We start from the raw sequence: 16,098 nt of genomic DNA, 5'->3' as shown, positions 1-16,098 counted from the left end.
AGTTCGTGATATATTAGCGAATCATGTCAAACGCCTTGACAACCAAAACCCAAGGCGGATAAACCGCTTCAGCATTCCAATAACGAACAGAGAACGGGGAGAGAAACTCATGTCCAAGAAGCATCCGATCGTCGCCGTCACCGGCTCGTCCGGCGCCGGCACCACGACCGTCAAGCGCGCCTTCGAGCACATCTTCCATCGCGACAACATCAGCGCGGCGGTGATCGAGGGCGACAGCTTTCACAGCTACGACCGAGCCACCATGAAGGCCGAGATGGCGGCCTTTGCCAAGCGCGGCGAGAGCCTCAGTCACTTCGGCCCGGTGGCCAACCGCTTCGACCTGCTCGAAGAACTCTTCCGCGAATACGGCGAGACCGGCTGCGGCAAGAAGCGTTACTACATCCACAGCGACGAGGAAGCCCGCCAGCTCAACGCCCGGCTCGGCACTTCGCTCAATCCCGGCGAGTTCACGCCCTGGGAGGATCTGCCGGCCGGCACCGATCTGCTCTTCTACGAAGGTCTGCACGGTCTGGTCGTCACCGAGGACAGCAATGTCGCGCAGCACGTCGACCTGGGCGTCGGCGTGGTGCCGATCGTCAACCTGGAATGGATTCAGAAGATCCATCGCGACAACCTCGAGCGCGGCTACTCGGCCGAGGCCATCGTCGACACCATCATGCGCCGGATGCCGGACTACATCCGTTACATCACGCCGCAGTTCTCGCTGACCGACATCAACTTCCAGCGTGTGCCCACGGTCGACACCTCCAACCCGTTCATCGCCCGCGACATCCCGACGCCGGACGAGAGCTTCGTCATCATCCGTTTCAAGGATCCGAAGAAGCTTCAGATCGACTTCCCCTATCTGCTCTCCATGATCCATGACTCCTTCATGTCGCGCCGCAACTCCATGGTGGTGCCGGGCGGCAAGATGGGCTTTGCGATGGAGATCATCCTCCAGCCCATCATCGAGCGCATGATGGACGCGCGCCGGGTCTAGGCATCCCGCGACGACGGCGGCGAGGGCGAACCGGCCCTCGCGGTCCCTGCACCAACCTCACTCACCCACTGCTCGCGACGATGGCCGGCCGCCCTGACGGGCCTCATGCTCGGCGATCACACGCAGAAAGCCCTCCCCGAACCGCGCCAGCTTGGTCTCGCCGATGCCGGGCAGACGTCCCATCTCGATCAGTGTGCCTGGTCGCTGTTCCAGCATCGCGCGCAGCGTCGCATCGTTGAAGATGATGTAGGCCGGCACGTCCTGCTCCTGAGCCAGCGCGAAACGATGCGCGCGCAGGGCCTGCCAGAGATCGGCCGCCTCCGGATCGCTCGGCGCGGCGACACGGGGCGCGCGCGTCCTGTCACCTCCGCGCTTGCGTTCCGGATCGCGCCTCAGTTGGATGCCGCACTCACCGCGCAACAACGGACGACTGGCCTCGGTCAGCCGCAGCGAGCCGTGCCCCTCGACGTCCACCGACACCAGCCCGGCGGCCACCAGCTGGCGATAGACCGAGCGCCACTGATCGGCCGTCATCGGACGCCCGTCGACGCTTTGACCGATGCCGAAGGTGCTGACCCGATCATGGCCGAAGCGGCGGATGCGTTCATTGGACTTACCGAGCAGCACGTCGGCCAGATAGGCGCTGCCGAAGCGCTGTCCGGTGCGATAGATACAGGACAGCGCCTTGCGCGCAGCTTCCGTACCATCCCAGGTCTCGACCGGCTCCAGACAGGTGTCGCAGTTGCCGCAGGGTTGTTCCAGCGGCTCGCCGAAATAGTTCAGCAGCACCTGGCGCCGACAGTTGGTCGTCTCGCACAGTCCGAGCATGGCGTCGAGCTTGTGCATCTCGATACGCTTGAAGCGCTCCTCGGCCTCGGATTCCTCGATCAGACGACGCAAAGTCACCAAGTCGCTCAGGCCATAGGCCATCCAGGCATCGGCCGGCAGACCGTCGCGTCCGGCGCGTCCGGTCTCCTGATAATAGGACTCAAGGCTCTTGGGCAGATCCAGATGGGCGACGAAGCGCACGTCCGGCTTGTCGATGCCCATGCCGAAGGCGATGGTGGCGACCATGATCAGCCCGTCCTCGCGCAGGAAGCGGGCCTGATGCTCGCGGCGCATCTCGGACGGCAGACCGGCATGATAGGGCAGCGCCCTGAACCCCTCGGATTCGAGATAGACCGCCGTCTCCTCGACCCGGCGGCGCGAGAGACAGTAGACGATGCCGGCGCTCTCCGGATGCTCGCGACGCAGGAAGTCGAGCAACTGCCGGCGCGGATTGGTCTTCTCGACGATGCGATAGCGGATGTTGGGCCGGTCGAAGCTGGAGACGAACCGGCGCGCCGATTCCAGCCGCAGCCGGGCGACGATCTCGTTGCGGGTCGGGGCGTCGGCGGTGGCGGTGAGCGCGATGCGCGGCGCCTGGGGCCAGCGCTCCTGCAAGCACTCGAGCTGGATGTATTCGGGCCGGAAGTCGTGGCCCCATTGAGAGACGCAGTGCGCCTCGTCGATGGCGAAGAGCGCGATCTCGATCGAATCGAGCAGGGCCAGACAGCGTTCGGTCAGCAGGCGCTCGGGGGCGACATAGAGCAGATCCAGGGTTCCGTTGCGCAGCGAGCGCTCGACGGCACGCGCCTCGTCGAGATCGAGCGAGGAATTGAGGAAGGCCGCGCGCACGCCGAGCTGACGCAAGGCTTCGACCTGATCCTGCATCAGTGCGATCAGGGGCGAGACCACGATCGCAGTTCCGGGCCGGATCAGGGCCGGGATCTGATAGCAGAGCGACTTGCCGCCGCCGGTGGGCATCAGCACCAGGGCATCGCCGCCGCCGATCAGGTGCTCGATGATCTCGGCCTGGGCGCCGCGAAAGCGGTCGTAGCCGAAGACGCGGCTCAGGATCTCGCGCGCTGATTCACTCATCGGACTCGACAACTGGGTTGCAAGAAACTTTTCGTGTTGCTTATAGCAGAAACGTGATCAAAAACAAACAGGCTTCAAGCGCTGAAGCGGCATGCCATGAACACGAAACAGCAGAGTTCGAACCGCATCAGCATCCGATCCGGACGGCGCGATGCGGTTTACGAACGACAGGTGCTTCAGATCTGAACGCCGCGCGTCTTGAGCTGGCGGCGCACGATGGGGTCGGTGCGATTCTTGGAGGTCGCGGCCTTCATGAAGACCACCACGCGGTCGATGTCGCGGATGACGCCCAGCAGGGTCTCGCCGTCCGGATAGTGCTGGGTCAAGGATGCGAACGCCAATTCCATCAAGGCCTCATCGGCGCGCGAGATGCCGATGGCATAGGCGATGTTGCAGGCAAAACCTGGATGCCGGTAATGCAGACGGGCGGCGAAGCGACGCCAGGCTTCGACCCAGCCCTGCCACTCGACCTCAGAGACGCTCGCACGACTGGTACGCAGAAAGAGCACGATCTTGACGAACTCGGCCTGCCAGGCCCAGGGCTTGGCGTCGCTCTCCTTGCGCAGACGCTCGATCACGCGCCCGTGGTAGTGCTGGCAGTGGTCGCACTGATAGTAGATCGCCAGTGCATAGGCGATGAACTCGCGGTCGAGTTCGCTGAGGGTAAAGGGGTCGGACTCCCCAGGGGCGCCCGAGAAGGTATGGGCGTGTAATTCGTTGAGAACGTCATTGAAGGGTTGGCCCTGGATGGACGCGCGGACTGCCTGACTGGCCACTGGAAACCTCTGGTTGTAGAAACGGCATGGCAGTCGCGGATGCTACGCATGGGTGAGGCCACTGGCAACACGACCGGATGAGCGGCCTGAATCGTGGCCTTGCAGTGCGTGAAGCCGGGCTTGGGCGATGTCCGGTAAAACGGATGTTCGACGCGTATTCGCACCGAGGCTTCCAGGCGCTCGATGTGCTTGGCCAACACCTTGAGTTCTTCGTCCCAGATAGCCTTCACCCGGTTGCGCTTGGCGGCGATCGGTTTCATCTTGCCGCCTCGAGTACCTCGACCGTCCCAGTCTCGGTCCAGGCACGCAGACTGGGCCGATACATGTCCTCCACGGTCGCGGCGGGATGCGCGAAGACACCGGGCGAGACCGCGCGCAACCGATAGGCGAGCTGGAACTGCGCCGAGTCGTCGGCATCGCGATCGATGGCGGCGATGAAGCGATCGGCACGGAACTCAGTGTGTCTGGCCTCGTTCTCCAGGCCCAGCCAGGGGATGCCCGAGACATCGCCGGCGCGGATCAGGTTGGGATTGTCGATCTCCAGCCCGGCCGGCAGCGGATCATTGAGGATCAGACGCGCCTGACGCGGCTCAGTTGCCTGAACCGTTAGCACGGCAATCAGACGCTGCCCCTGCTCGACTTCAGCCAACCGGACCCGTCGCCCCTCCAGATCGTAATAAGCGCGCTCGATCCGATAACCCTGACCGCCGGCCGGCTCGGGCACGCGCGGCACGCCCGTCACCGTGACCAGCGCCTCGACCGGACTCGCGCCGCGATTGACGATCGACAGCGGACGTGCTGCAAGCTGCGTGTCATCGACACGACGATGGAAGACGCCCGCCTGCGCCGCCCCGTCGACGCTCAAGGCCGGCTGCTCGCTCGACTGCATCAGGGCGTGGGCCGCGAGCAGCAGCCACGCCTGTTCCTGGGTGCTGGTGTAGGACTCGCCCACCCACAGCGCCTGGAGCCGCTGCGCGAGTGACTGGAGATTCACCGCCGAGGATTCGCTCTCGGCGGCCAGCGTCAGCAGCCCGGCCCCATCGCGCAACAGCGAACCATAGTCCGAGCGCCAGCGCCGATCGTCATGGCTCTGTGCCAGCTTGCCGAGCGCGCTGCGGAACAGCCCGTCGGCACGCGGGCGGTCGCCCTGGATGGCGAGCGCGGCGGCGAGCTGAGATACGGCCAGCGGGGTGGCGAAGGCGTCGAGCTTGGTGTCGGCGTAATAGCGCAGATCACCGATGGCAGCGCGGCCGTTGCGGGCCAGCACATAGAGCGCATAGGCGATGTCCTCGCCGCCCGAGCTGAAGTCCGGGGCATAGCTGAGGGTGTTGCGCAGGTTGTCGAGCGCCATCTGGAAGGGCGCATCCGGTACGGCGTAGCCCTTCTCACGCGCACGGGTGAGGAAGTCGGTGACATAGGCATCGAGCCAGGTGTCGCCGCCGCCGTCGTTGCCCCAGAGACCGAAGCTGCCGCTGCTGTCCTGCTTGGACAGGATCTCGCTGATCGCCGTGCGGACCCGTTCGTTCGCCCCGCCCTCGCCGGCCAGTCCGGCGGTCTGGGCAACCTCGTTGAGGTAGAGCAGCGGCAACGCGCGGCTGGTGAGCTGCTCGGCACAGCCATAGGGATAGCGGTCGAGCGCCATCAGCAGTCCGGCGACATCCAGCCGTCCGGCCCCGCCGATCGAGACAAGCAGCGAGCCGGTTCCGGTCACACGGTCGGCGAGCCGCCCGGCATCCAGGGTCAGTTCCTCACCCGGCTTGAGCGTCACCACTTCGGTGCGGCTGGTACGCGGCGCATTGGAGCGCACCGGCACCCGCAGCGTCTTGCGCAGGGTCTGACCGTCCGGGGTCAGCAGATCGATGTTCAACCGCGCATCGCCGACCGATTCGGCCTGAAGCGCGACGCTGGTCTGTGCGCGCTCGCCTTCGGCCAGCGTCAGACTGGAGCGGGCCGACTCGGGCGCGACCTGGATCGGATCGCCTTCAGCCGCCACCGAGAGTCCAACTTCGCCGCCCGGTCCCTCGACCGCGTCCAGACCCAGCAACAACCGCGAGCGGTCGCCCGGCGCCAGGAAGCGCGGCAGCGTCGGCGTGACCACGATGGGATCGCGCACCGTCAGATCGCGCACCGCATGACCCACGCCCTCGGCGCTCCAGGCCATCGCCATGACCCGCACCGTGCCGTTGAAGTCGGGCAGCTCGACCGAGACGCTGGCCTGGCCGCGATCATCGAGCTTGACGATGCCCGAGTGATAGGCGAGCAGTTCCTCGGTCGGCGGCGGGCCTTCGATCGCCAGACTCAATCCGTCGCCTCCCGTGCGCACCACGCCCGGCACGCCCTGCATCCGGTCGATGAGCCGGCCATAGAGATCGCGGATCTCCATCCCCAGCCGGCGCTGGGCGAAATACCAGTCGTCCGGCGCGGGCGGCTGATAGCGCGTGAGGTTCAGAATCCCGAGATCGACCGCCGAGACCGTGACATAGACCGGCTGTCCGGACTTGGCGCCCTCGACCCGGACCGGGATCTCGATGGTCTGGCGCGGGCGCACCGTGCCGGTGAGCTGGGGCGTTTCGGGCAGCGCCAGCGCCAGCTTGCGTGACCCCGGATCGACGCCCGCCCAGCTCAGACCGAGCGCACGGCCCGACATCCGGCGTGCCTCCAGATCCATCGGACGATAGAGCGCCGCCGTGACATAGGCGCCCGGTCCCCACTCGGCGGTCACGGGCAGTTCGACGGTCGTGCCGTTCTCGGACACCTCGACCGCTTTCATACTGATGAGCCGGTCGTCGACCACCATCACCAGCGCCAGGCCGGCGAAGCGCGGTTCGAGCCGCACCCGCGCCGTCTCGCCGACCCGATAGCTCGGCTTGTCGAGCGAGACCTTGAGCAGATCGGGCGTATCCTGCGTCTTGGGTTCGACGTACCAGCCGGCCTCGAACTCAAGATCGACCGGCAGCACCGCGCCGTCCTGGGTCGAGAGCGTCAGACGATACGTCCCCCAGTCGACCGCCGCCTCGATCCGCCCGGCATCGAGCGCGTCCAGATCCAGGGTGCCGTCGGCCACGCGCTCAGTGGTGGTGATGGGTTCGTAGTTCCAGTTGCCGTCGGAGGCGTACCACTGGAAGCTGGTCTTGAGCCGCGCCAGGGTCCAGCGCACGCCGGACAGCGACTGGCGCCGGCCATCGGGATCGATGGCGATGGCCTCGAACCGGGCGTTGCCGCCCTCCTCCACCGAGCCATCGAACAGCGGCTTGAGACCGATCCGCGTCTGTTTGGACGCGACCGGACGCTTGAGCTGGCGCTCGACCGGACGTCCGCCCTCCTCCAGCACCCGCACCTGGATGTCGGCCTCCAGCAGCTTGGTGGTCGGCGGGATCTCGGGTAGATCCAGAGGCACCTCGGCATGACCGGCGGCATCCGTGCGCCCGCCCGACAGCGGCGCACCGAGCGGTTCGAGTTCCTCGCTTTCCAGACCGAAGCGATAACCGGGGAAAGCCGCCAGGGTATCGGTCGGTTTCACCTGGACCTCACCTTCCAGCGCCAGCCCGCCGGCCGGTGCGCCGTAGAGGAAGCGGGCGTCGAGTGTGAGCGATGGCGGATCGGCTGGATCGATGGTCGGACTGGACGAATCCAGCTCGAAGGTCAGCCGCTCGGGCAGGAAGTCCTCGACCAGAAACGCCAGCTCGGCCAGCGCCGGCCCCTTGGGATCGGCATGGACGGCCGCGCGCCAGGTGCCGCGCGGCGCGGTCTTGGTGAGCTGGACATCGGCGGCATGACCGCCCTGCCCCTGATCCTGGGTCAGGGTGCGCAGATATTCCATCCCATCCGGACGCTTGACGATGAGCGTGATCGGCAGATCCGTCACCGCCCGCGCGCGCGAGTCCCGCACCAGCGCCGTGAGATGCACGGTCTCGCCCGGACGATAGGCGCCGCGCTCGCTGACCAGATAGACGTCAAGCGGCTTGGGCGGCAGCCGGCCCTCGACGCCCCGGTCGCTCAGATCGAAGGGTGATTGGGTCAGATCGAGAAAGGCATAGTCTCCGGCCGACGACTCGGCCACCAGCAGCGCCGGAGCATTGCCGCCGGTGCCGCGCAGCAGGCCGGGATCGAAGCGGGCATGGCCTTCGTTATCCGTCGTGGCGCGGCCCAGAATCTCATTGTTGACGGCGACCAGCCGCACCTCGACCCGTCCGAGCGGCTTGGCGCTGGAGAGCGAGCGCACCAGGGCATGGAGTCCGTCGTTACCCGCGAGCGTGGTCAGCCCCAGATCCGAGACCAGGAACCACTGAGTCGCGAGCGAACTGCCGTCGTCGGGCGCGTTGCGCGGGCGCACGGTCAGGACATGGATGCCGGGCTTGAGTTCCGACACTAGGGCGCCGACCGGAACCGCCGTCGTCACCTCGCGGTTGAGTTCGGGCTTGACCTCGATGGCGCCCTTCCAGATCGACTCGCCGGTGCGTTCCTGGATGCGCTCCAGGTTCCAGCGCCCGAGCTGTTGCTCCAGCAGCCCTTCTTCCAGTGCCTGGGTCAGAACGCGATCACCGAGCCGATGGACCTCGGCTTCCAGGGTATCGGTATTGACCGAGACCACCGGGATCGCTGCCTCGCCGCCCTTGGGCAGCACATAGGCGCGCCCGAGGAAACGGGCCATGGGCGCACGGTCGCGGACATAGATGTCGAGTTCCGAGCCTTTGCTCAGCGTCTCGCCATCGGCGGCCGGCAGTCCGGGACGCACCAGCACCTGATAGCGCTCGCCGTGGCGCACGCCGTCGATACAGATCTGTTTGGACTCGGCCTCGATCGGCAGATCGGTGCGGGCGACGACGCGCACGAAGTCGGTGAGATTGGGGCGACGCACATCGAGCGGGTCGCTGAACTGGATGCAGATACGCGGGCTGGCGGCGTCCGATTCGACCTCGTGCCCCGTGATGCGGAAGCCATGCTCGGCGATCTGCTGGTCGAGGATTCGGCGCAGTTCGGGCGACTCGACCAGGGCGAGCGAAGCCCGATTGGCGCGGATTGCGGCGCGCCATTCCTCACGCTGAGCCAGAGTGCGGGCGATGAGCGCCAGGGTGGCCGCCCGTTCGTCAACCGATCGCGCCTGCGGATAGGCATTGATGGCCGCCGCCGTCGCCTGCTGGCGATGACGCTGACGCTCGTCCCAATCACCACTCTGAGCGGCGGCGAGCGAGGATTCGGCCAACGCTGTCCAGAGTCCCCCATCATTGGGCACCAGACGCAGCGCCTGGGACTGGAGCGCAGCCGCCTGAGCCGGCTGCTTGGATTGCAGCGCCGTGCGCGCCTGAGCCGTCAGGGTCGCGAGCTTGACCTCTGGCACGGGCGCGCTCGCCAGCTTGGCGGCCAGACGGCGTGCCTCTCCCAGTTCACGCGGCGGCAGAAAACCGAGATCGGCCAATCGCACAGTCGACGAGACGGGGCGTGGTGTCGTGTTGTCCGTACCTGCGGCTTGTCCGGTCTGCTCGACGACATGCCCGGAGACCGCACCGGCGAACGGACGAGCCTCCTCGTGACTCTCCTTGAGGAAACACCATTCGGCCTTGGTGTTGTAGGTGAAGGCGCGGCAGCGGCTGTCGTTCAGACAGGCCGCCTGGCAATCCTCCAGTGTGACGGATTTGAGGGTCGAGTAATCGCGCCCGAAGTAGTCGATGCCGGGCGTGAGTTCGATGGCGCGCTCGGCGGCCGGAACCCGATCGGCCGGCCAGACGAGCACCACACAGAGCAGCAGCGACAGACGACCGAGCAAGGAGACGGGCACGGAAGCGGACATGGTGACGACCCCATCGACAGTGGACCGGATAGGATGAACTCTAGTCCTCCCGCGGCGTCCGAGCAATGCGCGACATGGATTGCGTGAACACTTTTCGCCCAAAGTCGGGTGAGGGCGCCTCATCGAGTTCGCGTCCAGCCCTTAACACGCAGTTTCAGTGAGGTTACTATCGGCGGGCTTGACCGATTCGGTGGTCTCGCTTGCAGTTTCACACAGGCTATCGGCTATCAACCACAGCAACCCAAAACGTTAGGAGGGTTCGTCGTGACAACATCCGCAAAATCGCAAGGCTCGTTGATGCTCGCCCTGTTCCCGCTCATCATCCTCTATGCCGGCACCGTCGCGCTCTTCGCACTCACCCGTGAGAACGCGAGCGGCATCGCCGTCTACTGGGGCTATTTCGTTCCGGTCATCGGACTCATCTCGCTGGTCACCGCCTGGGGCAATGCCTATGTGCGGGGCGACTCGCGTCTGTTCTATCTGGCCAAGCAGATCATCATCTGGGGCGCCCTGGCCTGGGTGCTGACCATCCTGCACAAGATGGGCGTCGACTCGGCCCTCGGTGGTCAGAAGGCCGCCGTGACTCTGGTCATGATGACCGCTCTGGTCGCTCTGCTGGTCGGCCTCTATCTGGACACCAAGATGGTCGTCTATGGCGTCTTCCTCGGCTTCTGCGGCTATCTGCTGGCCGATCCGAGCCATTCGGCCATCCTGGTCAAGCTCGGCGAGCCCTTCAAGGTCGTCGATCCGGCCAACAAGCCCGTGACCATGGTCATCGCCCTGGCCATCGTCGCCTTCCTGGTGGCCGCGTTCTTCCTGCTGAGCACCCGTGGCTCGGTGGCTTCCAAGCGTTCGTCCTGAAGCGCGATCGGGTGCGTCGGGCATTTTCCAGGCTCTGACACGCCCGACAGGACGTCCGGACACAGGGATGTGTCTCCCCCCTGAACAGTCCTCCAGCCTGGGGCCATCGACTTGATCCACACGACGGGGCTTGCGTTCCAGTACCACTATCGGATTCGGCTGCACGACACGGATGCAGCCGGACGGCTCTTCTTCGCCCATCTGTTCCGGCACGCGCAGGACGCGCTCGAGGCCTTCATGGAGCATATCGGCTATCCGATCGACGCCATGCTCCGCGATGGCGAGATCCTGCTGCCCCTGACCCATGCCGAGGCCGACTACCGGCGCCCGATGCGCCACGGCGACCGGGTTCGGGTCGAGGTGCAGGTCGAGGATCTGCGCCGGCGTTCGTTCGCGATCGGCTATCGCTTCCTGAGCGAAGCCGGCGAGGAGATGGCCACGGCCAGGACCATCCATGTCCTGGTGACGGATGAGGTGCATGTCGGCGAGTCGCTGCCGGAGGCGCTGCGTGCAGGGCTGATGAGCCATGTCATCGCTCGCACCCAGCCGATGGAGTGATGCGCTCGCCGGTCGTCAGACCAGGGTCGGTTCGGCGCTGGACAGTGGAAGTTTGCGCCCCTGCTCGTCGAGCCGCACGAAGGTGATACAGGTCGAGAAGATCGGCTCCTCGCGTCCGGTCTCCAGATCGTCGGCATAGACGCTCACGCCATAGGTCAGCGAGGTGCGCCCCCGACAGCTCTCGCCGGCGACGAAGCGCAGCACGGTGCCCAGCTCGACGCCGCGATGGAACTCCACCCGATCCATACCGATGGTGACGAAACGACAGCCCGGATTGTCGCGACTGGCGGCGATCCAGGCGATCTCGTCGACCCATTTGAGCAGACAGCCGCCGAACAGATGGCCGTAGTGGTTGAGATGTTCGGGACGGACGACGGTGTAACTCTCCATGACGACTCCAGAGGCGGTTTGAATCTTCTTTTGGGTGACGGTCTTCTTTGGCGGCTCGGCTTAGGCTAGCATCCGTCGGAAACGCGGTTTCAACGTCCGCGCCAGACGCGGCCTGCACGAGATAGCGATCGATGTTCACCAACCTCCGTCTCTGGGTCAACTACATGATCGGTGCCGGGACCGCGATCCTGCTCGCCGTCTCGGTGTTGTCCTTCTTCAATCTGCGCGCCCTGGACGGTCTGGCCCTGGAGGCGGAGCGCACCGAGCTGCGCCAGTATGCCGAACGCATCCGGCTCGACGTCGAGGCCGAGACCCGGCTGGCCGAGGCCATGAGCGCCCTGGTCGCCAACATCCCCGAGGTCCGGCAGCGTTTCGCCGCCGGCGATCGCGACTGGCTGCGCGAGCAACTCCTCGCGTCCTATGAGGTGCTGAGCAAGGATTATGGCGCGGTCCAGTTCCAGTTCCACACCCCGCCCGCGACCTCCTTCCTGCGGCTGCACCAGATCGAGAAATACGGCGACGATCTCTCCGGCTTCCGGCATTCGGTCGTCGACACCAATACCCGCCGCACGCCCCATCGCGGCCTGGAGTCCGGCGTCGCCGGTCTGGGCGCGCGCGGCATGGTTCCGGTCTTCGATCAGGGGCGTCATCTCGGCTCGGTCGAGTTCGGCATGTCGTTCGGGCCGGCCTTCTTCGAGGGCTTCAAGGCACGCCACGGCGTCGAGGCCGCGCTTCATCTGACCCGCGACGGCACGATCGAGACCTTCGCCAGCACCGCCGGTGAGCGTCCGCTTCTCGACGAGGCGACCATCGCCGCGGCCGCCGCCGGCACGCCCCAGTATGCCCAACTGACCATCGGCGGCTTGAGCATGGCCGTCTATGCCGAACAGGTTCGGGACTATGCCGGCCAGCCGCTCGGCGTGATCGAGGTCGCCAAGGATCGTCAGGTCTACAGCCAGATCCGGGCGCGGGCGATCGAGCGAACCTGGATGCTCGGCGGTCTGGTGCTGGCGATCGGTCTGGTGCTCGCGCTGGTCTCGGCGCGGGTACTGGCCCGGCGCATCGAACGCCTGACCCTGGGGGTCGATCGTGTGGCCGGCGGCGATCTGGCGCGCGCCGTCGCCCTGGACGGACGCGACGAGCTGGCCGAGCTGGCGGGCGCGACCGACCGGATGCGCCGTCATCTGCGCGATCTGGTCGCGGAGGTCGAGCGCAATGCGATCTCGGTCTACGAGGCGGCGCGCCAGATCGCCCAGGCCGTCGACGGTCAGGCGGCCACGTCGAGCGAGATGTCCAGCTCGGTGGCCGAGATCACCTCGACCATGGAGGAACTGTCCTCGTCCTCGGCCCAGATCGCCGAATACTCGGGTTCGGTGGTCGAGATCGCGCGCCGCACCTATGACGGCAGCCGCCAGGGCGAGGACGCGATGCGTCAACTGGTCGACAAGATGGAGGAGATCCGCCACGACAATCAGGTCTCGCTCAAGGAGATCGTCGATCTGGGCGGCAAGTCCAAGGAGATCACGCGCATCATGGAGATCATCGACACCGTGGCCGATCAGACCAAGCTGATCGCCTTCAATGCCGCGCTCGAGGCCTCATCGGCGGGTGAGGCGGGCAAACGCTTCGGCGTGGTCGCCGCCGAGATCCGGCGTCTGGCCGATTCGGTCAGCGAGTCGACCGCCGAGATCGCGCACAAGATCGGCGAGATCCAGGAGACCATCGGCCGGCTGGTCATCACGTCGGAAAAAGGCTCGGTCGGGATCGATCAGGGACTGGACGCCTCGGCGCGCACCGCCGATTTCCTGCACGAGCTGGTGCAGACCGCCAGCGAGACCACCAGCTCGGCCCAGCAGATCAGTCTCTCGACCCAGCAGCAGCGCACCGCCAGCAATCAGGTCGTGGTCGCGCTCAAGGAGATCGTGACCGCCAGCGCGGAGACGGCCGAGTCGGTGCGGCGCATCTCGCAGGTGGCCCAGAGCATGACGCAACTGTCGGCGACGCTCAAAGGCCAGGTCGACCGCTTCGTGCTCGATGAACGGCCGACCGAATCCGAGCCGCCGACGGCCTTACCTCAGAAGACCCAGGGCGACGTATGAAACCGATCCGCGTCCTGGTGGTCGACGACAGCGGCTCGGCGCGGGCGCTCATCCGCGCCCTGCTGGAGTCCGAGCCCGGATTGAGCGTCTGCGGCGAGGCGTCCGACGGGCGTGAGGCGCTGGAGCTGACGCTCCAACTCAAGCCCGATGTCATCACCCTGGACTTGCAGATGCCGGTGATGGACGGTCTGACCGCCATCGAAGAGATCATGGCGGCGCGGGCCACGCCGATCCTGGTGCTCTCGGATCTGGCCGACTCGCACAATGCCATGTCGGCGGTGGCGCGCGGGGCGCTGGAGGCGGCCGCCAAGCCGAGGATCGACGATGGCGGCGCCCTGGCGCGACGGCTACGGATGCTCGCCGGGGTACCCGTGATCCGGCACATTCGACGGCAGTCGGGCTGTACCGCGCTCGTGCCTCAGTCCGAGTTGGTGCTCCAGCCGCTCTCGACGCCGGTGGCGGTCGGCGATCATCCGGACAGCCGGGGCGAACGTCTGATCGCCATCGCTTCGTCCACCGGCGGCCCCCAGGCGCTGGCCGCCCTGCTGCCCCAGCTGCCGGCGACGCTCGCCGCTCCGGTCCTGATCGCCCAGCATCTGTCGGTCGGCTTTGCCGAGGCCATGGCCGACTGGCTCAACGCCCTCTGTCCGCTGAAGGTCGTGGTGGCCCAGGCCGGCGAGCGGCCACAACCAGGGTGCGTCTATCTGGCCGATCCGGCCCGGCATCTGATCCTGAGTGCCGATCGGTGTCTGCGTTATGTCGAACCGGACGAGCGCGACATCTATCATCCAAGCTGTGACCGGCTACTGTGCTCGGTGGCTGAGCGCTACCGCGAGCAGGCGCTGGGCGTGATCCTGACCGGCATGGGCCGTGACGGCGTGCGCGGGCTGCTCGACATCCGTGCCGCAGGCGGTCAGACCCTGGCCCAGGACGAGGCCAGTTCGATCATCTTCGGCATGAATCGCGAGGCCATTCTCGCCGGCGCCATCGGGCGCGTGCTGCCGCTCGACGAGATCGCGGGCGCGCTGTGCCGTCTCGCGGGCACGGCGCCATGAATCTCGAATCCATCCAGCACTTCATTCGTGAGCATCTGGGGCTGAATGCCGGCGCCTATGGCAATGATCTCTGGCGCGAGCTGCTCGTCAAGCGCCTCGACACCGTCGGCGCCCGCTCGCCCGAGGACTATCTGGCGCGGCTGCGCGACGATGAGACCGAGCTGCACACGCTCACCAGTCTCATCACCATCAACGAGACCTACTTCTATCGCGAGTCCCAACATCTGCGGCTGCTGACCGAGCGGATCTGTCCCGAGTTGCTGGCGCGTCGTGCCTCCGATTCACCTGTTCGGCTACTGTCGGTCGGCTGCTCGACCGGCGAGGAACCCTATTCGATCCTGATGGCCCTGCGCGAGCGCTATGGCGAGCTGGCCGAGCGTTTCTTCGAGGTCAACGCCGGGGACGTCGATCGCGCGGTGCTGGAGCGTGCGCGTGCCGGGATCTATGGACGTTTCTCGTTCCGCGCTCTGAGTCCTCAGCTCCAGGAGCGTTACTTCAGTGCCGTCGACGCCAACTATTTCCAGATCGACGAGAGTCTGCGCCGACGGGTGAGCTTCCAGCCGCTCAACCTGCTCGCCGCCGACTATCCCGAGACGCTGGCCGGTCAGGATGTGGTCTTCTTTCGCAATGTCTCGATCTATTTCGATGAGCCGACCCGACGGCGGGTGCTGGAGCGTCTCAAGACGCTGCTGGCGCCCGGCGGCTATCTGATCGTCGGCATCTCGGAGACGCTGGCCAATGACTTCGGCATCCTGACGCTGCGCGAGCGTGATGGGGTGTTTCTGTTCGTCAACGAGCCGCCGGGGATGGGGACGGCGTCCGTGACTCGTCCGCTGTTTGAGGCGAAGCAAAAACACATCGGCTCTGTCGATCGTTTCGCCCCCGCTCCCCTCTCCCGCAATGGGAGAGGGGCTAAGCTGGAGCCGTCTTTAGCGAACAGTGGCTCGGCGGCTTCGACTCGGCGCTCCAATGGGGCGTTGGTGGTGGCTGACGCCAAAGCCTCGTCGCCGGCCCGAGCGATGCGGCCGGCGCCGCCCGTTCTGCACGCTGACAGCGGCGCGCCGATCTCGGCTCCGGTGCCGGTCACGCGCTCCCAGCCGCTGGTTTCGCCGGTTTTCGACGACTCGGCGGCGGACGCCATCCATGACGAGGCGCTCGCGCTCGCCCAGTCCGAACGTCATCAGGCGGCGCTCGAACGGCTCGAACCGCTCTGTGCTTGTCCCCAGCCAAGGGCGAAGGATCTGATGCTCAAGGCGTATCTGCTGTTCGAGCAGGATCGGATCGCGGACGCGATGGCGCTGGCGCATCAGGTGCTGGAGAGCGATCAATGGAATCTGGAGGGGTTGCTGCTATTGGGACGCGGCGCCCGGCACCAGAAGCAGACGACGGAGGCCGTCGCCTTCCTGCGCCGCGCCATCTACCACCAGCCCGAAGCCTGGCCGGCCCATTTCCAGCTCGCCGAGGTCTATCGCGAGAGCGGGCAGACGGAACTGGCGCGGCGTGAGTACGGCATCGTCCTGCGCCAGATCGAACGCGACACTCAGGGCGTCGATCCGCAGGCGATCCTGATCGGCGCGCCGGCCCTGGCGCTCGGTGATCTGCACCGACTGTGCCGACTGCGTCTGACCCGACTCGAAGCGAGCGTCTGAGC

10 protein-coding genes are annotated in these 16,098 nt (G+C 66.2%); 6 read left to right on the top strand and 4 right to left on the bottom strand.

The window, feature by feature from the left end; translation table 11 throughout:
* Positions 1 to 109 precede the first annotated feature (109 nt).
* A complete protein-coding gene (locus tag HW932_RS04625; RefSeq protein WP_012969788.1) occupies positions 110 to 1,000 on the top strand; it encodes a phosphoribulokinase in 891 nt (296 codons plus the stop codon).
* 57 nt (positions 1,001 to 1,057) lie between these two features.
* On the opposite strand, the gene recQ is transcribed toward HW932_RS04625, so the two are convergent.
* The 3 genes from recQ to HW932_RS04610 all read right to left on the bottom strand — a co-directional run bounded on the left by recQ (position 1,058) and on the right by HW932_RS04610 (position 9,484).
* Entirely contained in the window at positions 1,058 to 2,920 is a 1,863-nt protein-coding gene (gene recQ / locus HW932_RS04620; protein WP_176975312.1) for a DNA helicase RecQ, read from the bottom strand.
* Between the two features lie 176 nt (positions 2,921 to 3,096).
* Positions 3,097 to 3,696 (bottom strand): hypothetical protein, encoded by a 600-nt coding sequence (locus HW932_RS04615; RefSeq protein ID WP_176975311.1) that lies wholly within the window; start codon positions 3,694 to 3,696, stop codon positions 3,097 to 3,099.
* Between the two features lie 256 nt (positions 3,697 to 3,952).
* The gene (locus tag HW932_RS04610; RefSeq protein WP_176975310.1) at positions 3,953 to 9,484 is read right to left on the bottom strand and encodes an alpha-2-macroglobulin family protein; all 5,532 of its coding nucleotides are present in this window, start codon (positions 9,482 to 9,484) and stop codon (positions 3,953 to 3,955) included.
* A 264-nt stretch (positions 9,485 to 9,748) separates the two neighbouring features.
* Here HW932_RS04610 and HW932_RS04605 point away from each other — a divergent pair, with 264 nt between their 5' ends.
* Positions 9,749 to 10,345 carry a hypothetical protein gene (locus HW932_RS04605; RefSeq protein WP_343046956.1) on the top strand — a complete coding sequence of 199 codons (597 nt, stop codon included), beginning with the start codon at positions 9,749 to 9,751 and terminating at the stop codon, positions 10,343 to 10,345.
* Positions 10,346 to 10,456: 111 nt separating this feature from the next.
* Positions 10,457 to 10,903, top strand: a complete 447-nt coding sequence (locus HW932_RS04600; protein WP_222932218.1) for an acyl-CoA thioesterase — start codon at positions 10,457 to 10,459, stop codon at positions 10,901 to 10,903.
* A gap of 15 nt (positions 10,904 to 10,918) precedes the next feature.
* Here HW932_RS04600 and HW932_RS04595 read toward each other — a convergent pair whose 3' ends face one another.
* Positions 10,919 to 11,293 (bottom strand): acyl-CoA thioesterase, encoded by a 375-nt coding sequence (locus HW932_RS04595; protein WP_176975309.1) that lies wholly within the window; start codon positions 11,291 to 11,293, stop codon positions 10,919 to 10,921.
* Positions 11,294 to 11,424: 131 nt separating this feature from the next.
* Between HW932_RS04595 and HW932_RS04590 the strand changes: the two genes are divergently transcribed.
* The 3 genes from HW932_RS04590 to HW932_RS04580 are packed head-to-tail and all read left to right on the top strand — an operon-like array spanning position 11,425 to position 16,096.
* The gene (locus HW932_RS04590) at positions 11,425 to 13,392 is read left to right on the top strand and encodes a methyl-accepting chemotaxis protein (protein ID WP_176975308.1); all 1,968 of its coding nucleotides are present in this window, start codon (positions 11,425 to 11,427) and stop codon (positions 13,390 to 13,392) included.
* The gene (cheB, locus tag HW932_RS04585; protein ID WP_176975307.1) at positions 13,389 to 14,447 is read left to right on the top strand and encodes a chemotaxis-specific protein-glutamate methyltransferase CheB; all 1,059 of its coding nucleotides are present in this window, start codon (positions 13,389 to 13,391) and stop codon (positions 14,445 to 14,447) included. The genes HW932_RS04590 and cheB overlap by 4 nt, the downstream gene beginning before the upstream one ends.
* Entirely contained in the window at positions 14,444 to 16,096 is a 1,653-nt protein-coding gene (locus tag HW932_RS04580; protein ID WP_176975306.1) for a CheR family methyltransferase, read from the top strand. Before cheB ends, HW932_RS04580 begins: the two co-directional genes overlap by 4 nt.
* Positions 16,097 to 16,098: the final 2 nt, after the last annotated feature.

Origin of the sequence: Allochromatium humboldtianum (assembly GCF_013385175.1) — a bacterium.
GTDB classification, from domain to species: Bacteria; Pseudomonadota; Gammaproteobacteria; order Chromatiales; family Chromatiaceae; genus Thermochromatium; species Thermochromatium humboldtianum.
Note: the sequence above shows the minus strand (reverse complement) of the source record. Positions and strands in the feature narration are given on the sequence as shown.